Raw genomic sequence first — 23,868 nt, forward strand, 5'->3', positions numbered from 1 at the left:
GCCGTGGCCCGTGACGCCTCCCTCTGGGTTCGCAAGGCGCTCCAGTCGGCCCAGAAGGCCGACGCGGCGGTCGCCGCCATTGTGGGCGCCCGCGTCTATGGACAAAACCCGCCGGCTGACCCGGTGTGGCCGTTCACCAAGCTCCCGCCACTCACGGTCGTGCCGATGCGGGCGACCGGGCTCGACGGAACGCGCTACTCGATCCGCATCAGCGGGTTCGCCAAGGGTGTCGACGACACCGAGGCGGCGCTGCTGGGCGGGGCCATTTCCGCCTGCCTGGACGGCCGCTCGATCGCCCTGACGGAAGCCCCATGGCCCGCCCGCCTGACCGACATCCGCTGGACCGGAACCGACATCATCCGCGATCCAGCGGAGGCGACGGGCTGGCACGCCATCGTCGCTTTCGAGGGTGTGGTCACGGCCTGACTTCGGCTCTTCCCAACCCCTGACCTCGTCGGCATACCTACCTTGTGCACCAAGGCTCTAGGGCGGAGGGGCCACGTACTTCGGCAGCGTCGAGATGACGCCGCCTATCCTTTCGCAGGAGCCCCGGCCCATGACTGTGCCCTCGATCGTCCGCGGGACCTATGTCTCGATCCTGGTGGAAGACCCCGACAACGCCGGGGCCTTCCTTCCCCTCTGCGGCATCACCACCCGCACCCTGACCGAGCAGGTCAACACGAACGACGCCTTCACGCGCAACTGCGACGACCCCGAGGACATCCCGTTCCGCCGTCTGATCCAGACCGGCAAGCAGTGGGACCTGTCTGGTTCCGGGCAGTACAACCGCGCCCAGGCCGCCCTGATCGGTTCCCTGGTCGGCGTGCGCGCCAACTACCGGTTCCTCATTGGCGAGCCGGCCGACGACGCGGTCTACACCTCGTACTTCGGCGGCCCGGCCATGCTGACCCAACGCCAGATCACCGGCGCCGACGACGACTTCGTCCAGACCGAACTGACCATCGGCTCCGATGGTGAATGGGTCGAGACGGAGGTCTGACGATGGAGCGCGCGGTCGTCCCGCCGTGCGAAATCGAACTCGAATTCGCTGACGGCGCCTACCTCTTCAAGCTGAACGGTCCCCAGCGGGCCGAGCTTCAGCGTCTCTGCGGCGTGAAGGCCAACCATCCCCAATATGGGCCGATCGACGTTCCTACCGGGCTGGGCGCCATCGTCTCGCGCGTGCTCAAGGGCCGCTATCAGAAGCCGGACGGCAATGGCACTTGGGGCCATATTGAGGATGGCGCCTGGCACGACGCCGACCTCGACGAGACGATCCGGCTGGGCCTGATCGGCGGCGGGCGAGGTCTGGTCAATGGCCAAGAGGTGAAGGTCGACGCTTTGCGCGCCCGCCAGCTGATCGACACCTACGTCAAGACCGCCCCCCGATCCCAAGCCTGGAACCTCGCCGCCGCGATCCTCTGGACCTGCTGCCAAGGCTTCGTCCCGCCCAAGGAGGGCGACCCCGCGCCAAAAAAAGAGACGCCGGGGGAGACGACGGCTTCTTCGACTACCCCGGCTACCTAGACATCTGTGGAGAGCTTGGCGTGGACCCGCACACCATCGGATGGGGCGAGTTCAACGCCATGGCCTGGGCCAGGTCCGAGCGGCTGAAGGCCGACGACCCCGACGCCAAGCCCGATCCGCCGTCGTCTGACCGCGTGATGCGCAACTTCGCCAAGATCCCCGCCGCCGCGCTCGGGAGGGCCAACTGATGGCTGTGACCGCCGATCAGGTGAAGGTGATCCTCGACGCCGAGGTCGACGGCTACAACGCTGACATCAAGCAGTCCGTCACCGTGTTCGAAGCCTCCATGACCAAGATGGAGCGCGCGGCCGTGCAGACCGAGAAGCGCGTCGGCGCGGCCATGAGCCGCACGGCCAAGCTCACCTCGAACCAGCTTCAGACCATCCAGTACACCGTTAACGACGTGATCGCCTCGCTCGCGTCGGGATCCAACCCGCTGACGATACTTGCTCAGCAGGGCGGGCAGGTGACGCAGGCGTTCGGCGGTCTGAACGGCACGCTGCGGGCTCTAGCTCCGTTCGCTTTCTCGGCCGGCGGCGCGTTGACGGCAATGGGGGTTGCGCTGGGCGCGGCCATCCTAGCGGCTGAGAAGGCCGACGCTGAGTTTAAGGCGCTGGAAACTTCCGTGGTCGGCCTCGGACGCACGACCGGTCTTTCGGCCCAGGGTCTTCGCGATCTCGCTGCCGCCAGTGCGAACGCAGGCAACGTGACGCGAGCTGCCGCCGAGCAGATGGCGATCGCCTACTCTAACACTGGCGCGATCGGCGGCCAGGTGATCGGTAAGCTGATCACCATCACCGACGACTATGCGCGCGCTACCGGGCAGGACGCCAAGAAGGCGACCGAGGAGCTTGGCAAGGCGTTTGCGGATCCCACTCGTGGCGCCGAGATGCTGCAGGCCAAATTCGGCCTTCTTGACGCTGAAACGCTGCGCCTCATCAGGTCGATGCAAGCGTCAGGCGAGACGGCCCAGGCGCAGGAAATCTTGTTCGAGCGCCTCGGCTTCACGCTGGAGGGCCAAGTCCCGAAGGTTGGTGGCCTTAAGGGGTGGTGGGATCGCCTGACCAAGTCGATCAGCGACGCGGCCGCCGCGGCGCGCGACTACGGCAAGGCGCAGGCTGAAGCCGAGCAGCGACAAATGGCGAGGGCGTTGGGCGGCGTTCCTACTCCGGCCGGAGAGAGCGAGCGCGAGGCGAACCGCGCCGCGATGCGTCGCGGCGGGCTGGCTCGTCGGAACCAACAGGACACGGCTACAGCAGCGGTCATCGACCGTGTCCTCGGGAACGATCAGCGGGCCAAGATCCAGGGCGAAATCGATCTGCTGCAAAAGCGGGTCGCCGCGGGCGGAAAGGACGCCGCTGATGCCTCAAAGGCCATCAAGAAGCTCAAGGAGGACATGCAGTCCATCGGGGCAGGCCCGAAGGCGCCCAAGCCGACCAAAGCGGAAGAGCGCGAGGCCATTGCCCGTGCGGAGGGCCGTGTGGCTGGCCCGGCAGTGTTCGGCAACGACTCGAAGTACGGGACCGGCCTGAACACCGACACGGTGAGCGCTGACGACCTTGAGGCGCTGGAGCGGCTGTTCGTTTCCAAAGGCGGCCTGGAAGAATACATCCGCAACGGCGGCGCCGACTTCAAGGCGGCGGGCGCGGCTTCCGCCGAGGCCTCCGACGAGCTGAAGGCCTATCAGGACACGCTCTACAACGGGACCTACAACTCCATCAAAGGCGGCCTGGAGGCGGCGTTTAACGACGGCGTGCCCGGGGTTGCGGAGTTCCTCGGCAACGAGCTGAAGCGCGCTCTGATCGAGGATGTCTCGGCGCTGCTGACCAACATCGTGCGCGGCCGGGACGCGGGCTATGGGCGCGGTGGCGATGACGGATCGCTGGGTGCGGCGCTCCTGTCGCGCGGCAAAAAGCTGTTCGGCCGCGCCGTGGGCGGCAACATGGTCGCGGGCGTGCCCTATCAAGTCAACGAGGGGCGGCCGGAGGTGTTCGTTCCGCCGGTCTCGGGCCAGATGGTCCCGGCTGCGCGTTTGGCGGGCCGTGGCGGCACTACGGTGCACCAGAGCTTCTACCAGGATTTCAGCGGATCCCTGGTCGCAGAGGACGCTCTGGCCAGCGCCTACCGCTACGCCGACCGCGCCGCCAATAGCGCCCGGGTCGGCGCCACCAGCGACAGCCTTCGCCGTGCCCCTGCGGCCGTCGCCAAGAGCCAGAAGCAGCGCGGATGACCGATCGCCTCCCCCACGCCTTCGCGGCTCCTGACGCGCTCCGCTGGAGCGACACCGGCGGCATCATCACCGGCGGCGCGCCGATCTTCGGCGAAGAGCAGGAGCGCAGCGCCAACGGCGGCGGCGCCTGGGTGGCGTCGTGCTCGGGGATCCGCCTGGAGACCGAGGCTGATCAGCGCACCTGGGAAGCCCTCATCCTAGGCTGGAGCATGGGCGACACCAAGGTTGTCGTGCCGCGCTGCGCCGGCAAGCTGAAGGCCGTCTTCGCCCGGCCGCTGGCGCGAGTGACCCACAGCGACGGCACTCCGTTCAGCGACGGGACGCTCTATGCCGGCGGCCACTTCGGCGCCCTGGCCGCGCCGCTGGCGTTGCGCGACACGACGGCGCAGATCATCCTGCCCGAGGGCGCCGCGCTTCTAGGCGGCGAACCCTTCACGCTGGTCGGAAACGTCTACCAGGAACGGCTCTACGGCGTGCGCCGCGTGCTCGCCGTGGATGTGGAGACCAACACCTACACCGTCCTGTTCGCCAAGCCGGCGCGTGAGGCCTATCCGGCCGGCGCGGAGGTGGATTTCGGCGACCCCCGCTGCTTGATGCGCGCCCGAATGGCCGACGGCACGGCCTGGCCAGAATATGACCCCGCCTGGCACGCCGACGTCTCGATGGTCTTCCGGGAGACCTTCAGGCTATGAGCTTCACCAGCGACGCCGGCTATGTGCCCGACACGGGCAACTTCGCCCTCTTCTGGGTTCTCCAGGTAGGCGCGTCTGACAACTGGGTCCGCGTCTGGTCTGGCGCGGGCGACTTCGCGCTGGATCCTGACGACACCGACACGACCGGCGGCCTCTACAAGGGCCTCGACTTCCCCACCGCAATCCCCGACCTCGACTTGGCCGTCAACGGGCAGGCCTCGAGCGTGGATTTCGGCGTCTCGGGCGTCAGCGCTACGGCGGTGCGCCTGCTGGGCGTGGACCGAGCCCTCGTGAAGGGCTCCTCTGTCTTTCTGGGCGTGATGGATCTGGACGACGATCAACAGCCGGTCGGTGGGGTCGACTGGCTGTTTGAGGGCATCGCCGGCGCGCCGCGCAGTTCGCGGATCTGGCAGGACGGCAAGGCGCTGCGCACCATCGTTCTTCCCGTGGTCACCGACGCCTTTGATCGCAACCAATCGGCCCTGAACTTCTGGTCGCCCCCGGCCCAACGTGTGCGCTCGCCGGGCGATCGGTTCTTCGACCAGACGCCTCAGATGGCCAACTTCATGATCATCAAGTGGCCCGAATGAGCGACATCGCCAAGCGTCTCGCGGTCTATCTCGCCTGGGCGGCGCGTCAGCCCTTCAGCTATGAACGCGGCTGGGACTGCGCCTCTGGCCTGGTGGCGCGCTGGGTCGAGCAGGAGCGGGGCACTGACCCCGCCGCCCCTTGGCGCGGCCGCTACTCCACCGCACTTGGCTGCGCCCGGCTCGTAAGGCGAGAGGGCGGCATGCACGCGATCATGGGTTTTGGCCTGGCCGCCGTCGGTCTGGCCCGCACTGAAACGCCCCAGGTGGGCGACGTGGGGCTGGTCATGCAGGTCACGCCCGCCGGACCTGAACCGGTGGCTGCGATCCGCACCCGTCGACGCTGGGTCATGCTCACCGCGACCGGGCTGCGCGCGTCGATCCGTGCCCGCTGCATCGCTGCCTGGAGCCTGTCATGAGCGAGTCCGCCGGCGACTTTTTCGAAGACCTGGCCGTCGCCGCGATCGAACTCGCCGTGGAGGTCGCTGTCACCGTGGCGATCGACGCGGCGGTGCAATCGCTCACCGGGCGAGATGAGAGCAGCCCGGAGGCCAGCAAGACCAACGTCAAGCAGCCACGCCCGGTGCGGCGGTTCTTGGTCGGCCGCACCCGCGTGTCCGGCGCCTACGCCCTGCGCCGTGCGGGCAAGAATGTCTACCTGCAGGTCTTCGCCTATCCCGAAGGGCCCCTCCAGTCGTTCGGCAAGGCCTGGCTGAACGAGGACGAGGTGACGATCGACGAAGACGGCCGGATCCTGGCCCTGCCGGACGGTCGCTACGAGAGCGGTCGCGCCCGGGTCGCGGAGCGCTTGGGTTACGAGGTGCAGACCGCCTATCCTGACCTGGAGAACGTGGGCTGGACCGAGGAGCACCGCGGCGACGGCGTCCCCAGCAACAAGCTGACCTGTGAGCACGGAAAGCAGGAAGACGCGCGCAAGCAGTTTCCGGCCGGCGCGCTGACCGAGCTGACCCGCGAGGCCTTCGGACTGGCCTACGACTGGCGCAAGGACGACACTGCGGGCGGTTCAGGCGCCCAGCGCAGGTTTGCGGACGACGCCACGGCGGCGGAGAAGGACGCGGCCTACGCCACCTGGGACTTCACCATGAACCCGGTGGTCTGGTTCGTGAACGTCGAGTGGCGCCGGTTCGGTGCGAGGTGGGAAAAGCGCTTTGCTCCTGTGCTCGATCTGCTGACCGCCGCGGCCGACGTCTGCGACGAGCCTGTGCTCCAGCGTGTCGGTTCAAGTCAGGTCCATGGCCAGGCCAACAAAGGGTCGAACAACGTCACGCTTTTTTCGACTGCGGGACTGGCCAACGGCGCCGAGTTCACAGCCGGCGGCCAAGTGCTCACAGTCACCAGCATTTCGGGCAACAAGGTCTATCACACCCCTAATCTCGATGCGGACCTGCCCGACTTCGCACCGGTGCGCTGGATCAACGCCGTGGCCGTCTACGCGCCCCGCTACCAGGTCGGCTTCTGGTGGGAGGCGGGCGTCGCCAAGAAGCAGGTCCGCGAATGGCTGCGCCTGTCCATGGATGGATGGTTCGGAGTGCGCCGAGACGGCGCCTATGTGATCCGCGCCGGCTCATACGAGGAGCCCACGGTCATCTTCGGCGAAGAGGAGGTGATCGACTACAGCCTTGATCACAGCCCCATGCCGGGCGACGAGAGCAACATCTACACCCTGGCCTTCGACGACCCGGTCGCCGGCTATACCCGCACCGACACCGACGCATGGCGCAACGAAGACGCGATCACCTCGGAGGGGGCTGAGAACGCGACTGATCTTGTTCTCAAGGGCGTGCAGCACAACAGCCAGATCCGACGCCTGGCTAAGGCGCAGATGGACCGCGCCTATGCGCCGAAGGTGACGCTGCGCACGCCCCTGTCGTCCCGCCGGGCCCTGGGCGAGCGCTACATCGGAATCCGCATCGAGGAGGAGGAAGACCTGAACGACGCGGTGATGGAGGTGACCGAGCCGCCCCGCATCGAGTTCAGCACCTGCTCCATCGTCTGGACGGGCCGCCTCGCTACGGCGGCACGCTACGCATGGAATGCTGGCACCGAAGAGGGCGACGGGCCGGTTGCGGGGTACACCTCCACGCCCGAGGCTCTGGAGGCGCCCGAGATCACCGACCTGACGCCGTTCTATGCCTCGACCGGCACCGGCGGTGACGGCGTGCGCATGCGCATCGAAGGCGCCGGTCCCGATCGCAGCGACCTGACCTGGTTCTATCGCTGGCGCGCGGTCGACTCGACCAGCTGGACCGAGCGCCAAGGCACCGACACCGACCCGGCCGCCGCGGTCTCCATGGACACCGGCGAGTTCTTGCCGGCCGAGACCGACATCGAATTCCAGATCACCTACCAGACCGGCGGCGGCACGAAGGCGGCGTGGTCGGAAACCGAGACGGTTTCGACGTCCACCGATCAGATCGCGCCGGGCCAGCCGACCGACCTTGCCGCTACTGGCGGATCCGGATCGGCCATGGTCAGCTGGCGCAACCCGTCGAGCCTGAACCTGGATCACCTGGTCCTCTACCGCGGGACCTCTACCTCGTTCGGATCGGCCTCTCCGATCGGGTCGCCGATCGTTGGTGGCGTGGGCGAGGTCATGGGCGTGACCGACACGGTCGCGGCCGGAACCTATCGCTACTGGATCGAGGCCTTCAACGCGAATGGGGACGGCTCTGGTCCGGTTGGGCCGGTGACCGCGACGGTGACCTGATGGTGTTTACGCTCGTCAAGGTGCTAGGCGGCCTGCGGCCCGGTGCTGGCGCCCTGAACCCGATCCTACTGGCCATTGCAACCTCCTACGCCATCGCCTGCAAGGTCGTGGCCTTCCGGTAAGCGACAAAGGTCGGCATACCTACTCCCATGCAGCGTCGGGCGACGCCGCAGCTCAGAGAGAGAGACATCATGGTCGGCAACATCTCCAGTCTCGGAGCCAGCGTGTATCGCGAAGACAACATCGATGGCGTTCCAGCCAGCGGCGACCACGATCCGGTGAAGTCGGAGATCCGCGCCCTGTTCGCCACCATCGATCAGACCGTCAGCTCGGCTCTCGACGGGCTTATTCTGGGCAATGCGGTCTTCTACTCGACCCGCGCGCTGCTCTATGCCGATCTGGCTCATGCCGCCAACACGCTTGGCGTCGTTTACGACGATCCTGACCCGGCCAAGATCGGGGTCTACGTCAAGTCCGGCGGCTCTGGAGCCGGTTCGTGGACCCTGACGGCCTATCCCTTGTCTGGAACGGTTATCCAGGACGCCACCGACGCGGCCACGGCCGCCGCGCGTGAGCAAGCCGCCAAGGCTATCATCACCGCCGGCGAGAAGTTCCAGGTCGCCAACATCCTGCTGGGCCTCTCCAACGGCTCCACCGCCATCCAGGACGGCGAGGGCCGAAACATCGGCTTCACCATCCCCAGCGGCCAGACCGGCGCCAACAGCTCTCTGATCGCCATGATGCCGGTTTCGCCCGCCGACATGGCCCGCCGCGTCGGCAACGTCATCCGCCTCATCACCAAGTACCAAGTCACCGCCGACTTCCTGACGATCAAGACGCCGTCCGCCTTGGGCGTGCGGGTCTTCCGAGCCGACGGCTCCCAGGACATCAACGAAGGTTCGGTCGACCGTACCGCCCAGGTCGGGACGGTGATGACCCGGGAAGACCTCTACACCGTCATCGGCGACGAGGTGGCGATCGGGGTTTCGATCCAGATGCCGAGCGGCGCCGGCGCGGCCGGATCGACCCATAGCATCCAGGTCATCTCGACCACCTTCGCCGATGACGCCTCGCTGCTGGCCAAAGCGACGTCTCCGGCCGATGCGATGCTGGATCAGCGGCTAGCGCCGCTCATCGCGACCATGGGTCCGGTTCTGGACAGCGCCTCGGTCGCATCCAATCCGGCCGGCGGCGCCACCGTGCGCTACGACGAACTTGGTCGCCCTCGGGGCTGGACCATTCCTGCGGGGCAGACCGGCCTTAACAGCTACCTGCAAGTGGTGGTGCCGGTCGATCCGACCGAGGTCGCGGCGCTGGTTGGCCGTACCCTGCGCATTCAGGCCGCCTTCAACACCTCGGCCAACTACAGCCGCGCCATCACGCCGGTGTTTCAGGTCGATCCGCTGAGCGATCCGGCCGAGAACCTGGCCGCTGCGGTTGTGCGCAACACCCAGAACGGCACTCGCCATATCATCGAGTTCTCGGCTGATCTGCCCGACGAGTTGCTCAGCGTTCAACCCTATTTCCAAAGCAACGTCAGCGGCACAGTTGGCGTCGAGGAGTGGGTCGAGCTCGACACCCTGACCTTCCAGATCGTGAGCAGCGCGAGCGACGCCCAGACGCTCACCGAAGAGAATCTGGACATGGCGCTGGGCTATGCCACGCGCAGCGCCCTGGCGTCCGCTCTGTTGCAGATCGTGCACGGCTCGCGTCCCAGCTTCGTCACCGTCGCGCCGAGCGGAGCAAACTACACCAGCCCGAAGGCGGCGGCGGAAGCCGTCATCGGCGAGCGGATCACCAACACGACCGAGATCAGGACGGCGGCCGGCGTCTACACCGACGTTCAGTGGTTCCTACCCGATGACATGGATCTGGTGGGTGTGGACCGCGACCGGGTCTGGCTGAAGGGCGTGCAAGCCTCGGACGCTCCCGACGCCGACATCAAGGGCAACTCCACTATCAACCTGGTCAACCGCAACCGCCTGGCCAACGTCAAGGTGACGGCGCTGAACATGCGCTATCCGGTGCACTCCGACAGTTCCGGCGTGCTCAAGGACCGCTTGATCGAGATCGACAACTGCTGGATCGAGCACTTGGGCGCTCCTGACGCGGTCTGGCCGACGCAGCATGCTTTGGGAGGCGGCCTGTCCAGCGGAGGCACCCTGCGGGCGCGCAACAGCACGTTCCGCTCGCCGACCTCGGCGGTCTACGCGCACAACCAACTGGCCTTCACCCGCACGGCCCGCCTGGAGCTGTACGGCTGCGACCTGCAGACCACCGACGACGTCGGCCACGCCGTGGCGCTCCAGGCTCTTGGCGCTGGTCTGGTCACGGTCGTCGACCTCGACGGCAACCGCTACGGCGGCGACATCTATGTGAGCGGCGCGTCCTGGCTCCCGGAAACGCTGGCCTATCAGCCGTCGTCGCGGATGGAGTTCGCCATTACGGCGCGTGGGCCGGTCGACGCGCCATTCTACTTCACCGACGACGAGGCGCGGGCGCTGAAGATCGAGAGCGCGTCGACTTCCGGCGGATCCTCGATCGCGGTTTCCGGCTCGGCTGTCGCCGCGATCTTCGGTGAGCCGACAACCATGCCCGGCGGCGGCGGGATCAAGGGCTATGCCTACGGCTCCGTCGATGTCTCCGGTATCGCTGTGGGCGCTAATGAGGACGTCATCATCACGAGACTTGGACAGCGCCTCGGCGACTGCTCCAGCGTCTCCAAGACCCTGTCGGTCGTGGTCAATGGCGGCTCGCCGATCGTGGTCACCTTCAGCGCCAACCACACCGCCCAGAGCAACGCGACGGTCCTGGGGATCATCAACGCCGCCCTGGGCGCCAACGCGACCGCCAGCCTCTACAATCTGTCGGCCCGGTATCGTCCGCAGTTCCTCGCCGAGCAGCAGGCGCTGAAGAACACTTCGGCGGTCGGCATTCCGATGGGCTCCATCTGCGCCTATGACCAGAACAACCGGACGATCCGTCTCATGACCTCGACCGACCCGGCCTGGCGTTACGCTGGCGTCGCCTGGGAAGACATCATCCCGGGCGACTACGGGCGCGTCCACATCGCCGGACAAGAGCCGCTGGAGAACCTGATCCGCACCGACGGCGCGTCAACCGCGTTCGGCGACACCTTCAGCATCGACGCCGCCGCGCCGGGCAAGGTGTCCAAGGGCGGGACGATGGGGCTGCTACGCGTGGTTCGCAACGGGGTCGTCAGGGTCGCATAGGCGACGGTTTCGACGGTCGGAAGCTACCGTCGCCGCCCGATATACCTTCTTCGGCTCCAAGGCCGGCGCGGGGCGGCCATCAGCGCTGACGCCGATCCCAGTCCCTAGGCAAGCCGTCCTGGCCGGGCCATCCGGGGAAGTCGGGGCGGGTGGACCAAGCCCGCTTGCCGCACCGAGGGCAGGGGCCCTTGGTATAGCGCGCCACCTCGCGGATCCCGACATTTTCGCCGTCCAGGCCGCGTGCGTTCAGGCGCTCGATGACGATCTCTAGCGGGATCGAGCGGCTGAGCATGCAGTTGTCGCAGTCGAGCAGCACGTCGGCCTTGTGCTGGCGGTAGTGGGCTAGGGGGACGCCTGAGTCGATCATCCCACAAATCTCCCAACCTGGGCAGCGTGTTCGCGGAACGTTTCGCAAACTTCTGACAATTCGGGAAGTCTCGTCGCAGGATTGGCGGGGACCCCAAAGCCTTATCTGGCTTGGGGTCCCCGTGGTGCCGCCGGGCAGGATTGAACTGCCGACCTCAGCCTTACCAAGGATGCGCTCTACCACTGAGCTACGGCGGCGACGAGGAGGGGCGTATAGCCAACGATTTCGGGGATTGCAAAGCCCAAATCGCGTTGACTGAACGTCGCAGGCCATTCACCTGTGGACACATGAGTCAGTCATCGAAGCCAAACCCAAGCCAGGACAAGGAAAAAGCCGAACGCGAGGCGCGTCTGGCCCAGGCCCTGCGAACCAACCTTCGCCGTCGAAAGGCGCCCGCCAGCGCTTCGGCCAAGCCGGAATCGGCTTCGGAATAGGAATCGGCGCGGCCTCTTGCATGCCCCCTTGCAAGCGTTAGAACCGCGACCTCACATGTGACCCGCGCGGCAGACGGCTTTTCCGCGCGTTCGAGGGAATTTCATTGGATCGCATCGCCATCACCGGCGGCGCGCAGCTGAACGGGACCATCCCCGTCAGCGGCGCCAAGAACTCTGCCATCAAGCTGATGGCCGCCAGCCTGCTCACGGATCAGCCGCTGCGGCTGACCAACATGCCGCGCCTGGCCGACACGCGATTCCTCGGCAAGCTGCTGACCCGCCTGGGCGTCAGCGTCACCGAAAGCGACGGTCCCGACGGCCAGGAAACGGTGCTGCACGCGCCGGAGATCACCAGCGGCTTCGCGCCCTATGACCTGGTGCGCCAGATGCGCGCCTCGTTCAACGTGCTGGGCCCGCTGGTCGCCCGCTCGGGCCAGGCCAAGGTCTCGCTGCCCGGCGGCTGCACCATCGGCGCGCGCCCGGTCGACCTGCACCTGCAGGCCATCGAGGCCCTGGGCGCCAAGATCGACCTGCATGAAGGCTACGTCTACGCTCAGGCCCCGCGCGGTCTGAAGGGCGCCGAGATCGTCTTCCCGATCGTCTCGGTCGGCGCCACCGAGCACGCCATGCTGGCCGCCGTGCTGGCCGACGGCGTGACGGTGATCAAGAACGCGGCCTGCGAGCCGGAACTCGTCGACCTGCAAGAGTGCCTGAACGCCATGGGCGCCAAGGTCGAGGGCGCGGGCACCCCCACCGTCACCATCACCGGCGTCGCCCGCCTGAACGGCGCGAGCCACTCGGTCATTCCCGACCGCATCGAGATGGGCACCTACGCCGTCGCCGCCGCCATGGCCGGCGGTGAAGTGCGCCTGACCAAGGCTCGCCCGGAACTGATCGAGAGCCTGTCGGTCAAGCTCGAGGAGGCCGGCGCCACCGTCGTCCGCACCGAGGACGGCGTCATCGTCAAGCGCAACGGCTCGCGCCTCAACGCCGTCGATCTCGAGACCGCGCCGTTCCCTGGCTTCGCCACCGACCTGCAGGCCCAGTTCATGGCCCTGATGACCACGGCGAACGGCGAGAGCCGCATCCGCGAGACCATCTTCGAGAACCGCTTCATGCACGCCCCCGAGCTGATGCGCCTGGGCGCCGACATCTCGGTGCACGGCGGCGAGGCCCGCGTGCGCGGCGTCGCCCAGCTGGAAGGCGCCGAGGTGATGGCCACCGACCTGCGCGCCTCCGTCAGCCTGGTGATCGCCGGCCTGGTGGCCCGCGGCGAGACCGTGGTGTCGCGCATCTACCACCTCGACCGCGGCTTCGAGCGGCTGGAAGAGAAGCTCGGCGCCTGCGGAGCCCAGGTGCGCCGCATCAAGGGCGACGGCGAGCCGGAGCTGTAAGCGATGAGCGCCGCGCCCCTCCGCCTGCTGGCCCACGAGCCGGAAGACCTGCCGGTGATCTCGGCCGCCTTGCAGGACGCCGTCGCCAAGATCGGCGACATACGCTGGGACGCGGCCGCCCGCACCCTGACCCTGGCCTGCAACCGCTTCCGCTGGGAAGTCGGCGGCAAGAAGCAGGGCGGCGAGCGCGTGCGCTCGGCCCTGCAACTGGGCGACGTCGTCGGCGTCCAGGCCCGCAACCTGCGCCGCGACGCCAAGCAGGCGGTGGTCGAGCTGCTGTCGGTCACCTTCGAGCCGGGCGAGGAAGCTCCGGGCGGCGTGATCCTGCTGACCTTCGCCGGCGGCGGCGACCTGCGGGTCACCGTCGACTGCGTCGAAGCGGCCCTGGCCGACGTGTCCGAGCCCTGGGCCACGCCCAGGAAGCCGGGACACGAGGGGTAGGGTTCGGTCCCCTTTCTTCGCCCCCTCTCTCATGGAGAGAGGGAGGGGCCCGCGCCGTAGACGTGGGAGGGTGAGTGGGTAGGCGAAGCCCTTGGACGATCTTGGCGACGATCTTGGCGCTGTTGCAGGCGATGTGCCGGCACGCCGGTTGAGGGTGTAACCACTCACCCTCCCATGCTGCGCATGGGCCCCTCCCTCTCTCTAAGAGAGAGGGAAATGGGACGGCGCCAATGCCACGGGAAAGGCCGTTAACCACCCAACCTCCCTGATTTCCAAACATTTCAAACCGCGTCCAACCTGATACGTTAACTCGCAGTTGAATCGACTTCGAGTGCGTGATGACCAGGATCGGCTCTCAGGGCTACGCCGCCGCCTACGCCTATACCGGAGCGACGAGCAGCCAGACGGGCATCGCCGCCGACCAGGCCAAGGCAGCGGAGGTGGCCAAGACGACCGCGTCCAGCGTCAGCGTCACCCTGTCGGCGCAGGCCCAGGCGGCCCTCGCCACCACCTTGGACGCCCGAAGCCTCGACACCGTCGTCGCCGACGCCCGCAAGAGCCTGGACGCCCTGCTGTCGGCCGCCAAGGCGACCAGCGCCCTGAAGGACGGCAAGGCGACCATCGACGTGTCCGGCCTCGATCGCCGATCCCTCTACGCCGTGGCGTCCAACCAGGGCGGAAGCTTTCCGATCGAGGAGCAGGTGGTCGCCAGCCTCCAGCTGAAGGCCGGCGACGACGCCGCCCTGGCCGCGCCCGCCGCCAGCCTCCGCGTCACCGGCGACTATGCTGGCCTCTACAAGGCCGCCCTGACCCGCCACGAGGCCGCCGGGACCGAGGAGAAGGCGACCCTGGCCTGGCAGAACGAGAAGGCCGCCCTGGTCGAGGGCCTGCGCCAGGCCACCGCCAAGCCCGGAACCGCCCCGACCGGCGTCGCCAACGACCCGATCCCCGCCTGGCTGAAGGAGAACGGCGGCGTCGTCTCCAATCCCCGCTCGCGCGACATCGACGCCCTAGTCTCCGACGTCCGCACCGCCCTGGACCGGCAGTACAGCCTTGCGACCGGGGAGGGCATGGCGACCGACGCAGACGCGGGGACCATCGACTTCACACGTTTCGACGACCGCTCGCTGTCGGCCATCGCCCTGAACAAGGGCGGCCAGTTCTCCGAGCACGAGGCCAAGGCCGCCGCCGACGAGGTCCGCACCCGCAACCGCGACGGCGTCTCCTCGACCTGGAAGTCGGCCCAGCAGTCGGGCGACAGCGCCGCCTTCGGCCGCACCCTGGTGTCGCAATACGTCTCGATGAGCGACGAGGAGCGCGAGGCGGTCGGCTGGACCCCGGCGCTATACGACAAGATGATCTCGCTGCAGACCCTCTCGGCCAAGCTTTCCTCGATGTTCGGCGAGGACGGGACCTTGAAGACCGGCATGAGCTTGCTCGACTATCTGTAGGCCCCGGCATCTGGAATAAGGGGGGCAAACGTTCCGCTTCCACGGATGGCCCATGCCCCGCCTGATCTCGAACACCTCGCGCGCCCTCGTGCTGGCCGCCCTGCTCGGCGCGGCCGCCGTTCCGGCCCTGGCGCAGGCCAAGCCGATGGTCGCCCCGCTGTCGACCCGCTCTGACGCCAAGGACATCCACTCCTACGCCCAGCCCACGATCGCCCGCGTCACCCACGTCGATCTCGACCTGACGGCCGACTTCGCGGGCAAGAAGATGGTCGGCACGGCCGCCCTCGACCTGAAGCTCGCACCCGGCGCGAAAGAGGTTGTGCTCGACAGCAAGGGCCTGGTGATCAAGTCGATCACCAACGCCAAGGGCCAGGCGCTGAAGTGGACCCTCGGCGCGGCCGACCCGCACCTGGGTTCGCCGCTGACCGTGACGCTGGACGGCGCCAAGCGCATCGTCATCGCCTATGAAAGCGCCCCGGGTGGCGCGGCCCTGCAATGGCTGTCGCCCTCGCAGACGGCCGGCAAGGCCAAGCCCTACCTGTTCAGCCAGGGCGAGGCGACCCTCAACCGCACCTGGATCCCCACCCAGGACAGCCCCGGGATCCGCCAGACCTGGACCGCCCGCATCGTCGCGCCCGAAGGCCTGAAGGCGGTGATGAGCGCCGAGATGCTGACCCCCGACGGCGAGCCCGTGGCCGGCGGCGGCCGCGCCTATCGGTTCAAGATGGACAAGCCGGTCGCCCCCTACCTGATCGCCATCGCCATCGGCGACCTGACGTTCCAGCCGCTGGGCAAGCGCACCGGTGTCTACACCGAGCCGTCGGTGATGAAGGCCACCGCCTGGGAGCTGGCCGACGTCGAGAAGATGGTCGAGGCCGCCGAGGCGCTCTACGGCCCCTATCGCTGGGGCCGCTACGACCTGCTGGTGCTGCCGCCGTCCTTCCCGTTCGGCGGCATGGAGAACCCGCGCCTGACCTTCGCCACCCCGACCATCATCGCCGGCGACCGCTCGCTGGTCAGCCTGGTGGCGCACGAGCTGGCCCACTCCTGGTCGGGCAACCTGGTGACAAACGCCACCTGGGCCGACTTCTGGCTCAACGAGGGCTTCACGGTCTATTTCGAGAACCGGATCATGGAGAGCCTGTACGGCAAGGACACGGCCGCCATGCTGGCCGACCTGGGCTGGACCGACCTGCATGAGGCGATCGAGGAAGCGGGCGGCATGACCGGTCCCGACACCCGCCTGCATATCGACCTGACCGGCCGCGATCCCGACGACGGCATGACCGACATCCCCTACGAGAAGGGCGCGGCCTTCCTGCGAACCATCGAGAAGGAGGTCGGCCGGGCGAAGTGGGACGCCTATCTGCGCGGCTATTTCGACCGCCACGCCTTCCAGCCGCAGACCGCGGAGGGCTTCATCGCCGACCTGCGCGCCAACCTGTTCAAGGGCGACAAGGCCCTGGAGGCCAAGATCGACGTCCAGCGCTGGATCTACCAGCCGGGCCTTCCCGAGAACGCCGTCCACATCCAGTCCAAGGCCTTCGAGCCAGTGGACGCCCAGGCCAAGGCGTTCGCGGCCGGCGGTCCCGCGCCCCTCGACGCCTGGAAGGGCTGGGGCACCTCGGAGCGGGTGCGGTTCGTCGGGCAACTGCCGCGCAAGCTGACGCCGGCCCAGCTGGCCTCCGTCGATACGGCGTTCGGTCTTTCGGCCCAGGGCAATAGCGAGATCCGCTTTGCCTGGCTGCAGCTGGCCATCGCCAACCGCTACGAGCCGGCCGTGTCGTCGCTGGAGCTGTTCCTGACCGGCCAGGGCCGCCGCAAGTTCGTCGCCCCGCTGTTCGTGTCGCTGTGGGGCCAGGGCGACTGGGGCCAGCCGATCGCCAAGCGCATCTACGCGCAGTCCCGGCCGCTCTATCACGCCGTCACCCGCGAGACGGTCGACAAGACGGTGAAGTAGGGGCCGCTTGCGCCGCTACAGAATTGTAGGATGAATGCGCTCCGTCCCCTTGCTGGTGGCGGAGCGTTTTCTTGTCGGCATTCCTTAGAGGCCTCGCGGCCGCCCTGGCCTGCGTTCTGCTGGCGACGCCCGCCCTGGCGGCGCCCAAATATCCGCTTTCGACGCGCGGCTCCGACATCGTCGACGCCAGGGGCGCGAAGGTCCGGCTGGTCAGCGTCAACTGGTTCGGCGCGGAGTCGGGCGAGTTCGTGGTCGGCGGGCTCGACAGGCAGCCGCTCGACGCGATTGTGAAGACCATCAAGGCCGGCGGCTTCAACTCGGTGCGCCTGCCGTGGTCGAACGAGCTGGTCGAGCGCAACCCGGTGGTCGAGGACCGCTTCCTGGCCGCCAACCCGACTCTGAAGGGCAAGACCGCCTTGGCCGTGTTCGACGCGGTGGTCGACGCCCTCGGCCGCGAGGGGCTGATGGTGGTGCTCGACAACCATCGCAGCCGCGGCGACTGGTGCTGCGACGAGGCCCATGGCGACGGCCTGTGGTGGACGCCCGCCTATCCCGAAAGCGCCTGGCTGGCCGACTGGAAGACGGTGACGGCCCGCTACAAGGGCCGCCCGTTCGTGGTCGCCGCCGAGCTGCGCAACGAGATCCGCCCCGACCCGTCCCTGGGCCTCAAGCCCGTCTGGGGCGGCGGCGATCCACGCACCGACTGGCGGGCGGCCTCGATGCGCGGCGCGGAGGCTGTGCTGGCCGTCAATCCGAAGCTGCTGATCGTCGTCGGCGGCATCGACTATCAGAGCAACCTGGCCGGGGTGCGCGACCAGCTGGTCACCCTGTCGGTCCCGCGCAAGCTGGTCTACGCGGCCCACGACTACGCCTGGAACCGCAAGCCCGAGGAACTGTCCGACCCGGCCGCCTTCGCGCGGCGGTCGCACGAGCGCTGGGGCTTCGTCCGCGACCCCGGCCAGCCCTGGACCGCGCCGGTCTATATGAGCGAGTGGGGCGGCTGCACCCAGAACGGCCCCGACGGCCAACCCTGCAAGCCCGATCGCATCGCCTTCGTCCAGGCCTTGGCGAAGTATGCGCGGGACACCGGCATCGACTTCGCCTGGTGGCCGCTGAACGGCACGCAGTCGGGCGGGTACAACCGCACGGTCGGGGCGGTGGAGCCCTACGGCCTGCTGGATCCGACCTGGGGCAAGTGGGCCGATCCCAAAGTGGTCGAGGCGTTGACGGGGAAGGCCGTTCGCTGATCCCCACCCCTAACCCGAAAGTCCCCCGCGAAGGCGGGGGTCCAAGCCGAGCTGCCGGAAAGTCCTCGCCCTTCCTGAGAGTCAGCTTGGATCCCCGCCTGCGCGGGGATGCTCGGGTAATAGGGCATGAGGGCGGTTGATCAGGCCGTGGCCGCCTCGCCCTCCGGCTGGATATCCTCCAGCTCCCCCTCCCACTTGGCCACCACCGCGGCGGCCACCGAGTTGCCCACCACGTTGGTCGCCGAGCGCCCCATGTCGAGCAGGTGGTCGACGCCGAGCACCAGGGCGATCCAGGCCTCGGGCAGGCCGAAATAGGTCAGGGTGGCCATGATGACGACCAGCGAGGCGCGCGGCACGCCGGCGATGCCCTTGGAGGTCACCATCAAGAGCAGCAGCATGAAGATCTGCTGCTGGATGGTCAGGTGCACGCCATGGGCCTGCAGGATGAACATGGTGGCGAAGGTGCAGTAGAGCATCGAGCCGTCGAGATTGAACGAATAGCCTAGCGGCAGGACGAACGAGACGATGCGGCGGCGCACCCCCACCTTGGGCAGGGTGTCGAGAATGCGGGGGTAGGCGGCCTCGGAACTGGCGGTCGAGAAGGCCAGCAGGGCCGGCTCGCGGATCACCCCGAACAGGGCGATGGCCCGCTTGCCCAGGATCAGGAACGCCGCGCCAAACAGCAGCACCCACAGGGTGGCCATGGTGGCGTAGAAGCCCAGCACGAACTTGGCGTAGGTGGCCAGCATGCCCAGGCCCTGGGTGGCGATGGTCGAGGCCAGGGCCGCGAAGATCGCCAGCGGGGCCAGCTTCATGACAAAGCCGGTGACCTTCAGCATGATCTGGGCGCACTGCTCGACCAGGTGCAGCACCTGCGGGGCCTTGTCGTCGAGCGCGGCCACGGCGGTGCCGACGAACAGGCTGAACACCACGATCTGCAGGATCTCGTTCTTGGCCATGGCGTCGAAGATCGAGGTCGGGACCAGGTGGGTGATGAAGCCCTTCAGGGTGAAGGCCTCGGTGGTGGCCGCCGGCTTCGAGGAAACCGCCGCCTCCACTAGGTGCAGCCCATGGCCCGGTTGCAGCAGGTGCACCATCAAGAGGCCCAGCAGCAGCGACACGGCCGAGGCGCCGATGAACCAGCCCAGGGTCTTGGCCCCGATCCGGCCGACCGCGGCGGCGTCCTCCATGTGGGCGATGCCGGCCACCAGGGTGGTGAACACCAGCGGGGCGATGATCATCTTGATCAGCCGCAGGAAGATGTCGGTGATCAAGCCGAGGTTCGAGGCCGCCGCCTTGGCGCCCGCCGCGTCGAGGAACTGGTTGCACCCCCAGCCGACGAGCACCCCCAGCACCATCGCGCCGATGATCAGATAGGCGAAGCGTTTGTTCATCGGGCGGGACCTCTACGCAGGCGGCCGGCAAGCCGCCTCTTGCACAGGCGTCCGGAAGCTCGTGAATTTTCAGGAAGAGTGAGTGGCGGCAGCCGTTCAGGCTCGACGCCGCCGCGCGGTCGTCAGGACGCGACGGCCTTCTGCAGGCGCTCGTAGCGGCTCAGCAGCCGCTCCCAGGTGACCCGCTTGATCGGCTCGCCTCGGCGCAGCTTGGTCCAGGTGGTCTCGCTGATGCCGTAGACGTTGTTGAGGTGCTCGCGGGTGATCGCGGGCAGGCGGCTCTTCAAGCGCTCGAAGTGTTCGGCGGGGATCTGGATCACGTCCGGCATAACGGTCCCGTAGCTCTGTTCAGAAGGCCGACATAAGCGGCCCGCATCTATCAAGACGCAGGTGCGCGACGTTTCCTCACGTCTGACGGCAAAATATTTTCTCCTTACCAATCCGTGACTTGGCTTTACGGCAAAATGTCGTCGGGAAGATGTGGGTTCCGCAACAGGCTGCGTCTTGAAGTTCGGAAGCGCGAGGGGCGCGACCGATACGAAGGGGACTTAAGCGATGCGATCCAGCACCTTGCGAGCGATGATGGCCGGCGGCTGCGCCTTGGGCGCGCTGATGATCGGCGCGAACGGCGCCTACGCCCAGGAGGCGACGCCGGAAGAGCCCCAGGCCGTCGAGGCCGTGGTCGTCACCGGCTCGCGCATCGCCCGTCAGGACTATGTGGCCAACAGCCCGATCCAGACGGTCGGCGCGGCGGCCATCGAAGCCACCGGCCAGGTGACGGTCGAAAAGGCCCTGTCGCAGATGCCCCAGTTCACCGGCTCGTTCGGCCAGGGCAACACCGGCAGCACCAGCACGGGCCTTAACGGCGGCCAGTCCTACGCCAGCCTTCGGGGCCTCGGCGCCAAGCGCACCCTGATCCTGCTCGACGGCCGCCGCCTGCAGCCGTCCAACCCCGACGGCTCGGTCGACCTCAACATCATTCCCGAAGCCCTGATCGAGAACGTCGAGGTCATCACCGGCGGCGCCTCCACCGCCTACGGCTCGGACGCCACGGCCGGCGTCGTCAACTTCAAGCTCAAGCGCAGCTTCGAGGGCCTGACCGCCGACACCCAGTACGGCATCTCGGAAAAGGGCGACGCGGAGTCGTTCCGCTTCTCGGTGACCGGCGGCTCGTCCTTCGCCGACGGCAAGGGCCGGGCGGTGCTGTCGTTCGACTACACCAACCGCGACCGCGCCCTGCAGAGCGCCCGCGACTACTACATCTTCCGCACCAGCGCCCCGGGCCTGTCGACCATCCCGCAAGGCACGGTGCTGTTCGGCGCCAACCTGCCGACCCTGGCCGCGGTCAATAGCCTGTTCCAGGGGACCTACGGCACCGCCGCCCTGACCGGCAACAGCGCCGGCCGCTACACCGGCCAGATCGGCTTCAACACCGACCAGACCCTGTTCTCGACCTCGGGCGTGCCGGTCCTGAACTTCCGCGACCCGCAGACCGACAACGCCTACATCGTCAACGCCAACGCCGCCGGCACCTCGCAGCAGGTGAACTTCGGCTACAACGGCAGCTCGATGCAGTCGGACCTCGACCGCTACGCCGTCTTCGCCAAGGTCGACTACAATCTGACCGACAATCTGCGGTTCTTCTCGCAGTTCACCTTCACCGACTACACCTCGGTGGGCGTGTCCAACCCGACCCTGGCCTCGAACGTCTATGGCCTGACCGTACCGGTCACCAACCCGTTCATCCCCAGCGATTTCAAGGCGATCCTGGCCTCGCGTCCGACCCCGAACGCCGCCTTCACCTTCTACAAGGCGCTCGATATCCTGGGTCCGCGCGTCCAGAAGTACAGCTACGACGTCTTCCAGTTCACCAACGGCCTGTCGGGCGACACCGGCTTCCGCGACTGGACCTGGGACGGCTACGTCTCGTTCAGCCGCGCCAAGTTCGATAACGAGCAGACCGGCGGGGCCAGCGCCAGCGCCATCTCGCGCCTGCTCAACAGCCCCACGGGCGGCACCGAATACTGCGCCGGCGGCTGGAATCCCTTCGGCAACCTGACCCCGTCGGCCGAGTGCGCCCGCTACATGTCGCGCCGCACCCTGAACCAGAACAGCCTCGAGCAGCGCATGGTCGAACTGAACGTCTCGGGCACGCTGTTCGACCTGCCGGCCGGCCCGGTGAAGTTCGCCGCCGGCACCGACTACCGCTCGAACGAATACACCTTCAAGCCCGACAGCCAGCTGAACCAGCCTGACGGCACCAGCGACATCCTCGGCTACAGCGTGCTGCGCGACGCCTCGGGCTCGGTCGACACCTACGAGGTCTACGGCGAGCTGCTGGTGCCGATCGTCAAGGACCTGCCCTTCGTCGAGGAGTTCAACCTCGACCTCGGTTACCGCTATTCCGACTACAGCTCGGTGGGCGGGGTGCAGACCTACAAGGCCGACTTCGACTGGAAGATCATCGAGCCGGTGCGCCTGCGCGGCGGCTACAACCGCGCCATCCGCGCCCCCAGCGTCGGCGAGCTCTACGCGCCGGTCTCGACGGGTTCGGTGGCCATCGGCACGGCCTCGTCGACCACCACCAACGGCGACCCCTGCGACGTCCGCTCGTCCTACCGCACCGGCGCCAACGCCGCGGCGGTCCGCACCCTCTGCCTGGCGCAGGGCGTGCCGACGGCGATCATCGACAGCTACCAGCTGGGCACGGCCCAGGTCTTCGCCCTGACCGGCGGCAACCCCGACCTGCAGGAAGAAACCGCCGACACCTACTCGTTCGGCGCCGTGCTGCGCTCGCCGTTCGAGACCCCGCTGCTCAGCCGCCTGACGGCCTCGATCGACTGGTACGACATCAAGGTGAAGGACGCGATCGGCAGCCTGTCGATCGTCAACGCCTTCCAGTTCTGCTTCAACTCGGGCGGCGCCAACCCGAGCTATGATCCCAGCAACTACTACTGCTCGCTGCTGACCCGCAATTCGGCCAGCGGCGTGCCGACCAACCCCGTCCAGCCGCTTCTGAACCTGGGCCAGTTCCAGACCACCGGCGTCGACGTGCAGGTCGACTGGAGCTTCGACTTCGCCGACACTCTGCTCGACAAGGTCCCCGGCTCGCTGTCGGTCAACGTCGCCCTCGGCTACACCGACAAGTTCAAGATCCAGAGCCTGCCCGGCGCGGCCACCTACGACTATGCCGGCACCATCGGCACGGGCGTGGAAAGCACCGCCGGCACCGCCCACCCGAAGTGGAAGGCGGTCACCTCGACCACCTACACCTGGGGTCCGGCGAGCCTGGGCCTGCGCTGGCGCTGGATCGAGGCGATGGACAACTCCGCCAAGGTGGTCACCCCGACCAGCACCTCGCGCGGCGTCGAGGCCTACAACGCCTTCGACCTCAACGGCCGCGTCAAGCTGCCGTGGGACACCGACCTGCGCTTCGGCGTCAACAACCTGTTCGACAAGGCCCCGCCGCAGGTGGGCGACACCGAGGGCAACTACGACGCCCAGAACTACGACGTGCTGGGCCGCGCCTACTATCTGGGCGTCCGCAAGCGGTTCTGACGTCTCGACATCCCGGGCGCGTCGGCCCCCTTTGACGCGCCCGGCCTTCGCCGCCGATCTCCCCCCGGCGGCGGCGAAGCGGGGCGCCGGTCTTTGGCGGGCCGGCGCCCTTTTCTCGTCCTGGCGGCTTGTCATCCGTCCACGGAACAGGCGTGGCGTACGAGCCGCTCGCGCCGATTACTCCCGCAATGGAAGTGCAATACGGACGTAACCGAAAGCGGCCATTCCGCGCCCGATTGCATCAATTCGGGGCCCGGCCATGGATTTCCAGGAACAGACCCACTTCCATAATCGCATCTGCGAAGAGCTCGACACCGCCCTGGCCGCCGGCGCGACCGTCGATGCGGCCGCGGTCCGGGCCGAACGCCAGTGCGCTGCGGGCCAATGGCTGCATGGCGAGGGCCATCGCCGGATGCCGGGCAGCCATCTGCACCTGCACTGCCTGGAGGCGCATCGCGACTTCCACCGCGCCGCCGGCCAGGTCGCCGACATGATCAATCGCGGCGCGACCGCCGACGCCCGCAAGTCCCTGCGCAACGGCGGAACCCTGGCCCTGGCCAAGACCGAACTGGCCTCGGCCCTGCGCAAGATGCGCATCGCCACCGAGGCGACGGCGGGGTAGGGG

The 23,868-nt window shown here is 67.7% G+C and carries 21 protein-coding genes and 1 tRNA gene; 18 read left to right on the forward strand and 4 right to left on the reverse strand.

From position 1 onward, the window contains the following. The first annotated feature begins 3 nt into the window (after window positions 1–3). From I4Q42_RS01745 to I4Q42_RS01790, 11 genes are all read left to right on the forward strand, one after another. Window positions 4–426 (forward strand): DUF3168 domain-containing protein, encoded by a 423-nt coding sequence (locus tag I4Q42_RS01745; protein WP_198574342.1) that lies wholly within the window; start codon window positions 4–6, stop codon window positions 424–426. Between the two features lie 130 nt (window positions 427–556). Beyond that, on the forward strand, window positions 557–1,000 hold the full coding sequence (locus I4Q42_RS01750) for a phage tail protein (protein ID WP_198574343.1): 444 nt from the start codon (window positions 557–559) through the stop codon (window positions 998–1,000). Between the two features lie 2 nt (window positions 1,001–1,002). Continuing rightward, a complete protein-coding gene (locus I4Q42_RS01755) occupies window positions 1,003–1,527 on the forward strand; it encodes a GTA-gp10 family protein (protein ID WP_198574344.1) in 525 nt (174 codons plus the stop codon). A 20-nt stretch (window positions 1,528–1,547) separates the two neighbouring features. Then, on the forward strand, window positions 1,548–1,715 hold the full coding sequence (locus I4Q42_RS01760; protein ID WP_198574345.1) for a hypothetical protein: 168 nt from the start codon (window positions 1,548–1,550) through the stop codon (window positions 1,713–1,715). Further along, complete coding sequence (locus tag I4Q42_RS01765; protein WP_198574346.1) at window positions 1,715–3,757, forward strand: phage tail length tape measure family protein; 2,043 nt, start codon at window positions 1,715–1,717, stop codon at window positions 3,755–3,757. The genes I4Q42_RS01760 and I4Q42_RS01765 overlap by 1 nt, the downstream gene beginning before the upstream one ends. Then, on the forward strand, window positions 3,754–4,449 hold the full coding sequence (locus tag I4Q42_RS01770; RefSeq protein ID WP_198574347.1) for a hypothetical protein: 696 nt from the start codon (window positions 3,754–3,756) through the stop codon (window positions 4,447–4,449). The genes I4Q42_RS01765 and I4Q42_RS01770 overlap by 4 nt, the downstream gene beginning before the upstream one ends. Further along, complete coding sequence (locus I4Q42_RS01775) at window positions 4,446–5,039, forward strand: hypothetical protein (protein ID WP_198574348.1); 594 nt, start codon at window positions 4,446–4,448, stop codon at window positions 5,037–5,039. The genes I4Q42_RS01770 and I4Q42_RS01775 overlap by 4 nt, the downstream gene beginning before the upstream one ends. Beyond that, a complete protein-coding gene (locus I4Q42_RS01780; protein WP_198574349.1) occupies window positions 5,036–5,455 on the forward strand; it encodes a DUF6950 family protein in 420 nt (139 codons plus the stop codon). The genes I4Q42_RS01775 and I4Q42_RS01780 overlap by 4 nt, the downstream gene beginning before the upstream one ends. After that, complete coding sequence (locus I4Q42_RS01785; RefSeq protein WP_198574350.1) at window positions 5,452–7,764, forward strand: hypothetical protein; 2,313 nt, start codon at window positions 5,452–5,454, stop codon at window positions 7,762–7,764. Before I4Q42_RS01780 ends, I4Q42_RS01785 begins: the two co-directional genes overlap by 4 nt. After that, a complete protein-coding gene (locus I4Q42_RS26280; RefSeq protein ID WP_269816437.1) occupies window positions 7,764–7,886 on the forward strand; it encodes a hypothetical protein in 123 nt (40 codons plus the stop codon). The genes I4Q42_RS01785 and I4Q42_RS26280 overlap by 1 nt, the downstream gene beginning before the upstream one ends. A gap of 69 nt (window positions 7,887–7,955) precedes the next feature. Further along, entirely contained in the window at window positions 7,956–10,997 is a 3,042-nt protein-coding gene (locus I4Q42_RS01790) for a hypothetical protein (protein ID WP_198574351.1), read from the forward strand. Between the two features lie 79 nt (window positions 10,998–11,076). On the opposite strand, the gene I4Q42_RS01795 is transcribed toward I4Q42_RS01790, so the two are convergent. Together I4Q42_RS01795 and I4Q42_RS01800 are read right to left on the reverse strand one after the other, a co-directional pair. Continuing rightward, window positions 11,077–11,364 carry a hypothetical protein gene (locus I4Q42_RS01795; protein ID WP_198574352.1) on the reverse strand — a complete coding sequence of 96 codons (288 nt, stop codon included), beginning with the start codon at window positions 11,362–11,364 and terminating at the stop codon, window positions 11,077–11,079. A gap of 122 nt (window positions 11,365–11,486) precedes the next feature. Next, a tRNA-Thr gene (locus I4Q42_RS01800) sits at window positions 11,487–11,561 on the reverse strand. A gap of 341 nt (window positions 11,562–11,902) precedes the next feature. On the opposite strand from I4Q42_RS01800, the gene murA reads away from it, so the two are divergent. From murA to I4Q42_RS01825, 5 genes are all read left to right on the forward strand, one after another. Continuing rightward, window positions 11,903–13,192: a UDP-N-acetylglucosamine 1-carboxyvinyltransferase gene (gene murA, locus I4Q42_RS01805; RefSeq protein WP_198574353.1), complete on the forward strand. Its 1,290-nt coding sequence runs from the start codon at window positions 11,903–11,905 to the stop codon at window positions 13,190–13,192. A 3-nt stretch (window positions 13,193–13,195) separates the two neighbouring features. Then, window positions 13,196–13,633, forward strand: a complete 438-nt coding sequence (locus I4Q42_RS01810) for a DUF2948 family protein (protein ID WP_198574354.1) — start codon at window positions 13,196–13,198, stop codon at window positions 13,631–13,633. A 338-nt stretch (window positions 13,634–13,971) separates the two neighbouring features. Next, window positions 13,972–15,084, forward strand: coding sequence for a hypothetical protein (locus I4Q42_RS01815; RefSeq protein ID WP_198574355.1), 1,113 nt, complete (start codon window positions 13,972–13,974; stop codon window positions 15,082–15,084). A gap of 52 nt (window positions 15,085–15,136) precedes the next feature. Further along, complete coding sequence (locus I4Q42_RS01820; protein WP_198574356.1) at window positions 15,137–17,044, forward strand: M1 family metallopeptidase; 1,908 nt, start codon at window positions 15,137–15,139, stop codon at window positions 17,042–17,044. A gap of 71 nt (window positions 17,045–17,115) precedes the next feature. Beyond that, window positions 17,116–18,291 carry a glycoside hydrolase family 5 protein gene (locus tag I4Q42_RS01825; RefSeq protein ID WP_198574357.1) on the forward strand — a complete coding sequence of 392 codons (1,176 nt, stop codon included), beginning with the start codon at window positions 17,116–17,118 and terminating at the stop codon, window positions 18,289–18,291. Window positions 18,292–18,431: 140 nt separating this feature from the next. Here I4Q42_RS01825 and I4Q42_RS01830 read toward each other — a convergent pair whose 3' ends face one another. Both I4Q42_RS01830 and I4Q42_RS01835 read right to left on the reverse strand, forming a co-directional pair. Next, window positions 18,432–19,685 (reverse strand): dicarboxylate/amino acid:cation symporter, encoded by a 1,254-nt coding sequence (locus I4Q42_RS01830; protein WP_198574358.1) that lies wholly within the window; start codon window positions 19,683–19,685, stop codon window positions 18,432–18,434. A 122-nt stretch (window positions 19,686–19,807) separates the two neighbouring features. Further along, complete coding sequence (locus I4Q42_RS01835) at window positions 19,808–20,014, reverse strand: hypothetical protein (protein WP_198574359.1); 207 nt, start codon at window positions 20,012–20,014, stop codon at window positions 19,808–19,810. A gap of 226 nt (window positions 20,015–20,240) precedes the next feature. On the opposite strand from I4Q42_RS01835, the gene I4Q42_RS01840 reads away from it, so the two are divergent. Then, complete coding sequence (locus I4Q42_RS01840) at window positions 20,241–23,243, forward strand: TonB-dependent receptor domain-containing protein (RefSeq protein WP_198574360.1); 3,003 nt, start codon at window positions 20,241–20,243, stop codon at window positions 23,241–23,243. Between the two features lie 259 nt (window positions 23,244–23,502). Beyond that, window positions 23,503–23,865 carry a CZB domain-containing protein gene (locus I4Q42_RS01845; RefSeq protein ID WP_198574361.1) on the forward strand — a complete coding sequence of 121 codons (363 nt, stop codon included), beginning with the start codon at window positions 23,503–23,505 and terminating at the stop codon, window positions 23,863–23,865. Window positions 23,866–23,868: the final 3 nt, after the last annotated feature.

The sequence above is a fragment of the Caulobacter hibisci genome, from assembly GCF_016135805.1.
Taxonomy (GTDB): Bacteria; Pseudomonadota; Alphaproteobacteria; order Caulobacterales; family Caulobacteraceae; genus Caulobacter; species Caulobacter hibisci.